This window comes from Sphingomonas sp. Ag1, from assembly GCF_000980895.1.
In the GTDB taxonomy this organism is placed as follows: domain Bacteria; phylum Pseudomonadota; class Alphaproteobacteria; order Sphingomonadales; family Sphingomonadaceae; genus Sphingomonas; species Sphingomonas panaciterrae.
In genome coordinates this window covers 191,268-201,604 of record NZ_LAZX01000091.1, presented here as the reverse complement: position 1 = coordinate 201,604, position 10,337 = coordinate 191,268, and the positions used below count along the sequence as shown (strand labels likewise).

The window sequence follows — 10,337 nt, the reverse complement described above, 5'->3', positions numbered from 1 at the left end:
GGGAGGTGGCGGCGGCGCAGCGACCACCGGCTCGGGCGCGGGCGCCGGCTTCGCGGCGGCGGCAGCAGCGGCAGCCTTCGCCTCCGCGTCCTTCGATACGACCGGCGACGGACGGGATTGCAAGCCCAGACGGTGCGCCTTGCCGATCACGGCATTGCGGCTGACCCCGCCCAGCGCCTCTGCGATCTGGCTGGCTGTCTGGCCGCCTTCCCACATCTTGCGCAGCGTATCGATCCGTTCCTCGGTCCAGGACATCGGTCTTGTCGTTCCTTCACTTCTTGCGCCGGTTGCAGCGGGCGGCGGCAGCGACTACGCGAACACGCGATGAGCAGCCACCCCCCACTTGGCCGGACGTCCGCCGACCATCACCGTTCCTTGATCAGGAGCGCACCCGGTGTTCCGTCAATCCGCAACGTGAACTGGGGTGGCCTGAAGACCTTATATGTGAAGGAGGTGCGGCGGTTCTTCAAGGTCCAGCTGCAAACGGTGTGGGCGCCGGCGATCACCACGCTTCTGTATCTGGTCATTTTCACCGTGGCGCTGGGCGGGCGGAGCGAAGTGCACGTCGGCGGCTCGACCGTCGCCTTCGCCGATTTCGTCGCGCCCGGGCTGATCGTGATGGGGATGCTCAACAACGCCTTCGCCAACGCCAGCTTCTCGCTGCTCGTGGGCAAGATCCAGGGCACGATCGTCGATTACCTGATGCCGCCGCTGTCGACCGCCGAGCTGCTGACCGCGCTGACCGGGGGCGCGGTGACGCGCGCCTTCCTCGTCGGCCTGACCGTCTGGCTGGCGATGTCGCTGTGGCCCGGCGTCCATGTCATGCCGGCGCATCCGCTGGCGGTGCTGTGGTTCGGGCTGCTGGGATCGGTGTTCCTCGCGCTGATCGGCGTGCTGACGTCGATCTGGGCGGAGAAGTTCGATCATGCCGCGGCGGTGACCAACTTCGTGGTCGCGCCGCTGACGCTGCTGTCGGGCACCTTCTATTCGGTCGATCGCCTGTCGCCGGTGTTCCAGGCGATCAGCCACGCCAATCCGTTCTTCTACATCATCTCGGGCTTCCGCTACGGGTTCCTGGGGATCGCCGACTCCCCCGTCGCGCTGGGCAGCGCGGTGATTCTGGCGCTCGACATCGTGCTTGGCCTCATCTGCTACACCCTGCTGCGGCGTGGGTGGCGGCTGAAGAACTAGGCGCCGGTCAGAAGCCCTCGGGTATGTCGATCGGGCCGATCACGCGGGTATATTCGCGCACCGCATAGCGATCGGTCATCCCGGCGATGTAATCGGCAATGTGGCGGCTGAGGCCGGGTTCGTCGGCGGGCAGCGTGCTGCGCCACTCGTCCGGCAACAGCGCGGGATCGGCGCGGAACGCGGCAAACAGCCCGGCCACGATCCGGTGCGCGGCGTCGGCCGCCTCCAGTTGTCGCGGATGATGATAGAGGTTGGCGTACATGAACCGCTTCAGGTCGCGTTCCGCAATGCGCATCTGATCGGAGAAGGCGACCAGCGCCCTCCCCGCGGCCCGGACATCATCGACGATTTCGACACCGGACGACGCGATGCGCGCCTTTGTCTCGGCGATGAGATCATTGACCATCACGCCGATCTGACTGCGGACGAGCTCGCGCGCCTGCCGCCGCTCACTGACGTCGGGGAAGAGCGAGCGGACGCGATCCCAGCCGGACGCGACCAGCGGCACGGCGAGCAGCTGGTCGACGCACAGCAGCCCGGCGCGCAGGCCATCGTCGATGTCGTGATTGTCGTAGGCGATATCATCGGCCAGCGCGGCGACCTGTGCCTCCAGGCTGGCATAGCTATGGAGCGCCAGCCCGGCCTCTTCATCGGCCTCGCGCAAGGCCCAGCCGGGATGCCGCGCCGGGCCATTGTGCTTGGCCAGCCCCTCCAGCGTGTCCCAGGTGAGGTTGAGGCCATCGAAGCGCGGATAGGCACGCTCGATCCGCATCAGCGTGCGCAACGTATGGCCGTTGTGATCGAAGCCGCCGGCGTCCGCCATTGCCGTCTTCAGCGCATCCTCGCCGGCGTGGCCGAAGGGCGGATGACCGATGTCATGCGCGAGGCACAGCGCCTCGGTCAGATCCTCGTTCAGGCCCAGCGCGCGGGCGATGGTGCGTCCGATCTGCGCCACCTCCAGGCTGTGGGTCAGGCGGACACGGAAATGGTCGCCATCCGGGGCGAGGAACACCTGGGTCTTGTGGCGCAGGCGGCGGAAGGCGATCGAGTGGACGATGCGGTCGCGGTCACGCTGGTAGTCATCCCGCGGGCCGCGCTCGCCGGCCGCTCCGGACTTGCTTTGTTCTTTGTGAAGGCGGCCTCTGCTGTGCGCCGGGTGCGATGCCCATGGCGCAAGCATTGTCACTTCGCTGGAAGCCTCGTCATCTTCTGGCCCTTCTCGCTGGTGAAGGCGAAGGCGGACACCCCCTGCTTGGCGAGCGTATTGATGAACTCGCGCGCCTCCGCATCGGTCTTGAACGGACCGGTCACCACGCGATTGGTGAAGCGCAGCGGCGTGGTATAGGCGGTCTTGCCCTTCAGCGCGTCGGCCTTCTTCTGCGCCGCGGCCCATGCCTTGGGCAGGTCATCCTTGTTGGCGCCGCCAGCGACCTGAACCCAGATGCGCGACGGTTCTGCCTTGGCGGCCTTTGCTTCCTCGGCTGCCTTCTTGGCCTCTTCCGCCTTCTTTGCGTCGGCCAGCTTCTTCGCGGCGGCGGCCTTGCGCTCTGCCGCGAGCTTCTTCGGATCGGGCGCGGGCGGTTCCTTCGCCGCGGGGGTCGGCTTGGCCTCAGGCTTCGGCGTTGCCGCTGGCCTGGGCGACGGCGCAGGCGTCGTGGTGGTCGGCGCTGGGGCCTGCGGCGGTGTGGCGGCTTCGCTCACGGGCGCGGGGGCGGGCCGCGGCGGCTCGGGCGGACGCACCGGGGCGACGCCGAGCTCCGCGCCGGGAATGGTGATGCCGGCCATGATCCGGGCGAGGATCGTATCCTCGCTGACCGCGGGACGTGCCGGGATCGGCGCGGCGTCGGCCGTGTCGACGCTGCGCGGCAGCGGGGTCGCGGCCGTCGTCGCCACGGAGGTGGGTGCAGGAGTGCGCGGCAGCGATGGCGGCGGCGTCGTTGCTGGCAGGGTGGTCGGGACCTGAGCGCGGGGCGGCACATAGGCGGGGCGCGCTGGCGCGGGGGTATATGCCGGGGTGGCGCTCGCGACCGCGGTGGGTGCCGGCGTTGGTACCGGCGTTGGCGTTGCCAAGGTGGTTGGCGCCGGAGCCGGCTGGCTGATGGCGGGAGCGGTGGTCGCGGCGCGGCCGAGGTCCTGAACCACCGGCTTGGGCGCGGCGAATTCTACGCCGGCGTAGCGGGGCGGCTGGAGCGTATCGGCCGTTCCCCGGGCGGGGTTGGCCTGCTGGCGGCTCGCAATGGCCACGGCCGGCGCCGGGGTTTGGCGGGGCCGTGAACGGGCGGCGCGCGCGTCTGCGGCACGCTGACGCTGCTGCGCCAGGGCGAGTTCGCGCGCGCGCTTCGCCTCTTCGCGCGCGAGGCGGCGCTTGGTGCGGGCGTCTACCGGCGCAGTGGTAGCCGGCGCGGGAGTCGCGGCGGCGACCTGGACCGGCGGGCGCGCTTCGGGTGCCAGCGGCGGGAGCGCGGGGGCCATACGCGCGTCAGCCAGCCGCTGGGGCGTCGCGCGCAATTCGCCGAAATGGACCGCAAAGGCGCGATCGACCGGCGACAAAGCCTCAAGCCGCGAGAAGAATGGCGACAGCGCGGCGCCCATGCCGCGCGGCATCATGGTGCTGGCGATCTTCTGCGCACCCAGCACGTCGCCAGTCATGGCGAGGATGAAGGCGCGCACCCGCCAAGCACTGCGATCGTTGTGGCGCAGCTGTGCGTCGATGGCGTCGAGTGCCTCCTTGCGGCGGCCGCTGATGCCGAGCGAGAGCGCGTAGCGGCGCTGCACCTCCTCGTCCGGCGATGCCTTCAGTGCGACGCGATAGTCGCGCTGGGCGCGTTCCTGCTCGCCGATCAGATCATAGGCAAGGCCGCGGTCGCCGGCGAAGGTCGCCGGGCTGAGGCCATAGCCGACCGCCTGGTCGAAATAGCGCAGCGCCTCGCCGGGACGCTGCTGGGTCACCAGGATCCGCGCCATGCCGGCCTTCACGCGGCCGTTCATCGGATCGACGTTCTCTGCGCGCTTGAACAGCGAGGCGGCGGCGTTGACGTCGCCGAGCTTCAGCGAAAGCTCCCCGGCGGTGATCAGCGAGCTGAGATCGCGCGGATTGGCACCGAGGCGGCGCATCGCATCAGCAAGCGCATCAGCGTCCGGCGTCGGCCGCGGGGCCATCTGACCGGGGAGGCTTTGCACCATCTGCCCCGGCGCGGCCTGGGCGAGCGCCTGAGGCGAGCCAGCGAGGGCCGCGGCAAGAATCAGGGGGCGAGAAAAAGACATGAGCTGATTGCGTTAGAGACGAAGCGGGATGAACGGGCAATGAGTCCCCTTACCTGCCGCGCCAGGACGCATGGGGCGGCCGACGAATGCCGGCCGCCCGGAGCTTTGGTTCGTTACTGGTTGTTCTGGCGGTGCAGGAAGCGCGGGATGTCGACCTGATTCTTCGATTCCGCATCCTCCGCGCGCGGCGTGCCACGCGAGGCGTTCTGCATCCGCTCGAACAAGGTGCCGCCAAGCTTCACGCGCGGCTGGGGCGGAACCTCGTCAGCGGCTTCGTTGCCGCCGGAGAGCCAGCGACGGCGCGGCGCAGCGGCCGGCTCGTCATCGCCGAACACGCGCGGCTGCGCAGGCGCCGCCGTCGGAGCGGCCGGAGCCGGCACGACGGTGTCACTGCCGAGCAGCAGTTCGTCCGACGCCTCCTGCTCGACGGCGCGAGCAGCCGGGGACGGCTCGACCGCCGGCGTTGCGCCCGGCGTGGGCACGCCGCCCGACATCGCACCGGCAGCAGCACCGGTGGGCTGCGGCGCCGGCGACTGGACAGGAGCAGCGGCCGGGGCGGCGGGCGCAGGCGCGGCAGGCGCAGCGGTTGCCGTCGGCGCGGGCGTTTCGATCCGACGCGGCGCGGAGAAGCTGAACGCGCGAGCGGGCTCCGCCTCCGGCGTTTCGGCCTGCTGCACAGCCTCGATCCCGGTAGCGACGACCGACACGCGGATGCGGCCTTCGAGCTCCGGATTGAACGCCGAACCCCAGATGATGTTGGCTTCGGGATCGACCAGTTCGCGGATGTGGTTCGCCGCCTCGTCCACCTCGAGCAGGCGCATGTCCTCGCCGCCGGTGATCGAGATGATGACGCCCTTCGCGCCCTGCATCGACACGCCGTCGAGCAGCGGGTTGGCAATCGCCTTCTGCGCGGCGACCAGCGCGCGGTCGTCGCCTTCCGCCTCGCCCGTACCCATCATCGCCTTGCCCATCTCCTGCATCACCGAGCGGACGTCGGCGAAATCGAGGTTGATGAGACCCGGCATGACCATGAGGTCGGTGATGCCGCGAACGCCCTGCTGGAGCACCTCGTCGGCAAGCTCGAACGCCTGCTTGAAGGTGGTGTTGGCGTTGGCAATCAGGAACAGATTCTGGTTCGGGATGACGATCAGCGTGTCGACGAACTTCTGCAGTTCCTCGATGCCCTGGTCGGCCGACTTGCCGCGACGCTTGCCTTCAAAGGCGAACGGCTTGGTCACGACACCCACGGTCAGGATGCCCATGTCGCGCGCAGCCTTGGCGATGACCGGTGCGGCGCCAGTGCCCGTGCCGCCGCCCATGCCGGCAGCGATGAAGCACATGTGTGCGCCCTCGAGCAGCTTGGCGACCTGCTCGATCGTTTCCTCGGCCGCGGCACGGCCGATCTCCGGCCGGCTGCCCGCGCCAAGACCCTGGGTGATCTTGGCACCCAGCTGGATCTTTTGCGGTGCGATCGACTGCTTCAGCGCCTGCGCGTCGGTGTTCGCGACGAGAAACTCGACGCCCTGCACGTCCGCCCGCATCATGTTGGCAATCGCGTTGCCACCAGCACCGCCGACGCCGATCACGGCGATCTTCGGGGTGAGCTCGTCCACGTCGGGTGCAATGAATTCGATGCCCATCGCCAATTTACTCCGTCAGTTCGGGCACCAAACACTGGCCCGTCATCGCCATTAATCTTAGTGCAACACAACGTCGCCGCGTGCCAGCCGAAAAGCGGCGCGGGGCGATCAATAATTCGCCTTCGCCGCCTGGAACAAACGCTTCAGCGCGCCGAGCCCCTTTTGCCGCACGACCATCTGCTGTTGCGGCACGAGGCCACGCAGGTCGACAGGATCGGATGCGGCAAAGAATGCCAGTCCGGCGAGCGTCGCGAAACCCGGTCCACCATGCGCATCGGGCAGGCCGACCAGCCCGCGCGGCCGGCCGACGCGCACCGTGCGCCCGAGCACCTGCTGCGCGTAATCGGCAATGCCCTTCAGCTCGGCGCCGCCACCCGTCAGCACCACCTGACGACCGACGGGACCTTCGAACTTCAGTTCCTTCAGCGCGGCCTGCACCTCGTTGATGAGATGTTCGAGCCGGGTGCGGATGACCGAGATCAGCGCCGCCTTCGTGATCTGCAGCGGATCGGTATCGTCATCGGCACGGCCGGGCCGAATCGCGATCATCTCGTGATTGTCGCGCGGCGATGCGTTGGCCGAACCATGGAAGCATTTCATCCGCTCCGCCTGGCTGCGCGACGTGCCAAAGGCAGAGGCGATATCGTCGGTGATGTCGCACGCGCCGACCGGAATCGACTTCAGGCCGACCAGCATCCCGCCCGCGAACAGCGACACGTTGGTCATGCCCGCGCCGATTTCCACCAGCGCGACGCCAAGATCGCGCTCCTCCTCGCTGAGGCAGGCGAGCCCGGTCGCGACCGGCGAGGCGATGATCGACTTCACCTCGAGATGCGCCGAGCGGACGGTGAGATCGAGATTGCGCACCGGCGAGCCATCCGCCGCGATGACGTGGATGTGGACGCCGAGCCGATCGGCATGGAGGCCAAGCGGCTTCTTCACGCCGGTCAGGCCATCGAGCGTGTAGAGCGCCGGCTGCGCGTGGAGCACCATGCGGCCCTGCGGGTCGATCGCCGAGCGACCTTCCTGCAAAAGCGCGTCGATATCCTGCTGCTCGATGCGGTGGCCGTTCAGCTCGACCTCGATGAACGCCTCGTCGCTGACGAGCCCGCCGGCGGAGAAACCCGCCCAGACATTCTCGATGTTGAAGCCGGCGATCCGCTCCGCCTGCGCCACCGCCTCGCGCACGGCAACCTCGGTCAGCGCCATGTCGGCGATATAGCCGCGCTTCACGCCCTTTGATTCGCGCTGGCCAGTGCCCAGCACGACCAGTTCGCCGCCGTCGCCGCGCTGGGCGATCATCGCGGACACCTTTGACGTGCCGATATCGAGCGCGGTGATGATGCCTTCCGGTGCCGCTTTCGCCATGCCCTGTACCCCTGTTCCCTGCCCCGAGAATGTGGCCCTATTACCCGTGTCTTAGACTTCGTCGATGCGTTCCAGTCGCGCGCTCTGGATGGCGGGTCCGGCGGCAGCGCCGGTGCCTGATTCCGGCACCGCCTGCTCCATGTCGGTTCCCGGCTTTCGCGCCACCAGCTTCGCCGGGTCGCGCATGTCGAAGCGCAGCCAGCCCTTGCCCAGCAGCGACCGCGCGCCGTCCAGCTCCGCGAACTTGACCAGTGCGGCGGCGGCGCCCTCCTGCGGCAGCGCCAGCGTCTCGCCGGTATCGAAGGTCAAATCCCAGCGGCGATTGCCGACCCAGCTTGCCGCCTTGATCCGCGGCTTGAGCGCCGGGGCAGCCGCGAGCAGGCGCTGATAATTCGCCTCCTGCCGATCGGCGCCCGGGCCGATCACCAGCGGCAGATCGGGCATCCGGTTGCGATCGACCGGCTCCAGCGGGACGCCCTTCGCATCGATCAGCGTCAGCTGGCCGCCATTCTGCCAGATCGCCGCAGGCTCCCGCTCGACGATATGGATCAGCAGGCGATCGGGCAGCCGGCGCGCGACATAAGCGTCGGCGATCCAGCCATAGGCGAGCAGCCGCTCACGGATCAGGTTCAGGTCGACGCGCAGCATCGCCTTGGGCTGATCCTCAAGCGCGACGGCGTAGACCGTTTCGCGGTTCATCCGCTTGATGCCGGTGATGTCGACACCCTCGACGTTGAGGCCAAGGCGCCCGGTGCTGTCGGCGACCGCGGTGCCGATCGCGGCCGGCACGCCGAACCATGACGCGGTGGCGAGCGCGGCGGCGCCCCCAAGACCGAGGATCGACCACGTCACCGCGCGGCGAAGCGCCGCCTCGCTCAGCGGCAGGGCAGCGATCAGCCGGTCGCCGAGCGACTTCTTCGGGGGACCGCGACGGACGGTCGGCCGACGCTGCGGCGCGCCGCGGGTGATCGAGCGGCTCATGGCGTCCCCTCTTCCGTCGTCGCGCCATCCTTCATCGCGCCATCCTTCATCGCCTCGTCGACGATCGCCTGGACGAGTTCGGGGTAGCTGATGCCGAGATGGCGCGCCTGTTCGGGCACCAGGCTGAGCGGGGTCATGCCCGGCTGGGTGTTCACCTCCAACAGAAACAGCCCCTCGACGCCGCGCTCGTCATCCCAGCGGAAATCGGCGCGGCTGCAGCCCTTGCAGCCCAGCAGCTCGTGCGCGCGAAGGGCGAGCGCCTTGCACGCCTCGGTGATCTCGTCAGGCACCGGCGCGGGGAAGATGTGCTCGGTCATCCCCTCGGTATATTTGGCGTCGTAATCGTACCAGCCGGACTTCGGGCGAAGCTCGGTCACGCCGAGCGCCTTGTCGCCGAGCACGGCGGTGGTGAGCTCGCGGCCGCGGACATAGGGTTCGGCAAGAAGCTGGTCGAACTCCTGCCACGGGCCCATCGCCTCACGGCTGATCGGGTGACCGTAATTGCCGCCATCAGTGACGATCGCGACGCCGACCGAGGAGCCTTCGTTGACCGGCTTCAGCACATAGGGGCGCGGCAGCGGATCGGCGATGTAGAGATCCTCGCTGGCGACGATACGGCCGCCGGGCATGGGCACGCCCTGCGGCACCAGCGCCTGCTTGGTCAGCACCTTGTCGATCGCGATGACGGAGGTGGCGAGCCCGCTGTGGGTGTAGCGCAGCCCCATGATGTCCATCAGGCCCTGGATCGAGCCGTCCTCGCCCGGTGAGCCGTGGAGCGCGTTGAAGACAAGGTCGGGCGCCGCCTCCGCCAGTCGCGCGGCGACGTTGCGGTCCATGTCGATGCGGGTGACGCGGTGGCCGAGCAATTCAAGCGCGTCGGCGATGCCGTTGCCCGACATCAGCGATACCTCACGCTCGGCGGACCAGCCGCCCATCAGCACGGCGATATGCAGTTGGCTCACGATGCCACCCCCACGCGCTGGATTTCCCATTCGAGGGTCACGCCGCTCTTCTCCTTCACCCGCCGCCGCACGTCTTCGCCCAGCGCCTCGATATCGGCGCTGGTTGCCTGCCCAAGGTTGAGCAGGAAGTTGGTGTGCTTCTCGCTGACCTGCGCGTCGCCGCGGCGAAGGCCACGACAGCCGGCCTCGTCGACCAGCGCCCAGGCTTTGTGACCCGGCGGGTTCTTGAAGGTCGAGCCGCCGGTCTTGGAACGCAGCGGCTGCGAGGCCTCGCGGCTGGCAGCGATACGGTCCATTTCCTCCTGGATCGCGGCGGGATCGCCCGGCTGGCCACGGAAGGTGGCGCTGACCACGATCGCGCCGTCGGGCAGTTCCGAATGGCGATAGCTGTAGTGGAGGTCGGCGGCAGGCAGCGTCACCACCTCTCCCGATCGCAGCACGACGTCGCATTCGACCAGGATGTCGGCGGTCTCGCGGCCATAAGCGCCGCCGTTCATGCGCACGAAGCCGCCGACGGTGCCGGGGATCGATCGGAGGAACTCGACGCCCGCGATCCCGGCGTCGCGCGCGGTGGAGGAGACCAGGATGCCGCTGGCGCCGCCGCCGCAGCGCAGCGTCGTCGTGTCGATCACCTCGACCTTTGCAAGGGGCTTGCCGAGGCGGACGACCACGCCGGGCACGCCGCCGTCGCGAACGATCAGGTTCGAGCCGAGGCCGAGCGGCATCACCGGCACGGCGGGGTCGAGGTTGGCGAGGAACTTCGCCAGATCATCGACGGTCGCCGGTTCGAGCAGCCATTCGGCCGGGCCGCCCGACTTGAACCAGACGAGCGGGGCGAGCGGCGCGTTCTGCGTCAGGCGGCTCTGCACCGGCGCGCGGGCGGTCGCGGTGTCTTCGGTGCCGGCTGCGGGCGTTGTTTCGTCCATCGTGC

Annotated in this window: 9 protein-coding genes; 1 reads left to right on the top strand and 8 read right to left on the bottom strand. The window is 68.9% G+C overall.

Going from position 1 to position 10,337, the window contains the following annotated elements:
* Window positions 1–255: GcrA family cell cycle regulator (locus tag XM50_RS10710; RefSeq protein WP_046409300.1), on the bottom strand; the 255-nt coding region annotated here is incomplete at its 3' end.
* Between the two features lie 69 nt (window positions 256–324).
* Between XM50_RS10710 and XM50_RS10705 the strand changes: the two genes are divergently transcribed.
* Complete coding sequence (locus XM50_RS10705; protein WP_046409299.1) at window positions 325–1,191, top strand: ABC transporter permease; 867 nt, start codon at window positions 325–327, stop codon at window positions 1,189–1,191.
* 7 nt (window positions 1,192–1,198) lie between these two features.
* Here XM50_RS10705 and XM50_RS10700 read toward each other — a convergent pair whose 3' ends face one another.
* The 7 genes from XM50_RS10700 to murB form a co-directional block, all read right to left on the bottom strand.
* Window positions 1,199–2,377: a deoxyguanosinetriphosphate triphosphohydrolase gene (locus XM50_RS10700; protein WP_046409298.1), complete on the bottom strand. Its 1,179-nt coding sequence runs from the start codon at window positions 2,375–2,377 to the stop codon at window positions 1,199–1,201.
* Window positions 2,374–4,455 (bottom strand): tetratricopeptide repeat protein, encoded by a 2,082-nt coding sequence (locus XM50_RS10695; RefSeq protein WP_046409297.1) that lies wholly within the window; start codon window positions 4,453–4,455, stop codon window positions 2,374–2,376. The genes XM50_RS10700 and XM50_RS10695 overlap by 4 nt, the downstream gene beginning before the upstream one ends.
* 113 nt (window positions 4,456–4,568) lie before the next feature.
* Window positions 4,569–6,095 carry a cell division protein FtsZ gene (ftsZ, locus tag XM50_RS10690; RefSeq protein ID WP_046409296.1) on the bottom strand — a complete coding sequence of 509 codons (1,527 nt, stop codon included), beginning with the start codon at window positions 6,093–6,095 and terminating at the stop codon, window positions 4,569–4,571.
* Window positions 6,096–6,203: 108 nt separating this feature from the next.
* Window positions 6,204–7,463 (bottom strand): cell division protein FtsA, encoded by a 1,260-nt coding sequence (ftsA, locus tag XM50_RS10685; RefSeq protein ID WP_046409295.1) that lies wholly within the window; start codon window positions 7,461–7,463, stop codon window positions 6,204–6,206.
* A 51-nt stretch (window positions 7,464–7,514) separates the two neighbouring features.
* The gene (locus tag XM50_RS10680) at window positions 7,515–8,444 is read right to left on the bottom strand and encodes a cell division protein FtsQ/DivIB (protein WP_046409294.1); all 930 of its coding nucleotides are present in this window, start codon (window positions 8,442–8,444) and stop codon (window positions 7,515–7,517) included.
* On the bottom strand, window positions 8,441–9,436 hold the full coding sequence (locus tag XM50_RS10675; protein WP_197075507.1) for a D-alanine--D-alanine ligase: 996 nt from the start codon (window positions 9,434–9,436) through the stop codon (window positions 8,441–8,443). The genes XM50_RS10680 and XM50_RS10675 overlap by 4 nt, the downstream gene beginning before the upstream one ends.
* Window positions 9,403–10,332 carry a UDP-N-acetylmuramate dehydrogenase gene (gene murB / locus XM50_RS10670; protein WP_046409345.1) on the bottom strand — a complete coding sequence of 310 codons (930 nt, stop codon included), beginning with the start codon at window positions 10,330–10,332 and terminating at the stop codon, window positions 9,403–9,405. The genes XM50_RS10675 and murB overlap by 34 nt, the downstream gene beginning before the upstream one ends.
* Window positions 10,333–10,337 lie beyond the last annotated feature (5 nt).

Excerpts from the sequence above, each read along its gene's own strand:
- XM50_RS10695 (WP_046409297.1), bottom strand. The coding sequence starts at position 4,455 with ATGTCTTTTTCTCGCCCCCTGATTCTTGCCGCGGCCCTCGCTGGCTCG.
- ftsA (WP_046409295.1), bottom strand. The coding sequence starts at position 7,463 with ATGGCGAAAGCGGCACCGGAAGGCATCATCACCGCGCTCGATATCGGC.
- XM50_RS10675 (WP_197075507.1), bottom strand. The coding sequence starts at position 9,436 with ATGGGAAATCCAGCGCGTGGGGGTGGCATCGTGAGCCAACTGCATATC.
- ftsZ (WP_046409296.1), bottom strand. The coding sequence starts at position 6,095 with ATGGGCATCGAATTCATTGCACCCGACGTGGACGAGCTCACCCCGAAG.
- murB (WP_046409345.1), bottom strand. The coding sequence starts at position 10,332 with ATGGACGAAACAACGCCCGCAGCCGGCACCGAAGACACCGCGACCGCC.
- XM50_RS10705 (WP_046409299.1), top strand. The coding sequence starts at position 325 with ATGAGCAGCCACCCCCCACTTGGCCGGACGTCCGCCGACCATCACCGT.
- XM50_RS10680 (WP_046409294.1), bottom strand. The coding sequence starts at position 8,444 with ATGAGCCGCTCGATCACCCGCGGCGCGCCGCAGCGTCGGCCGACCGTC.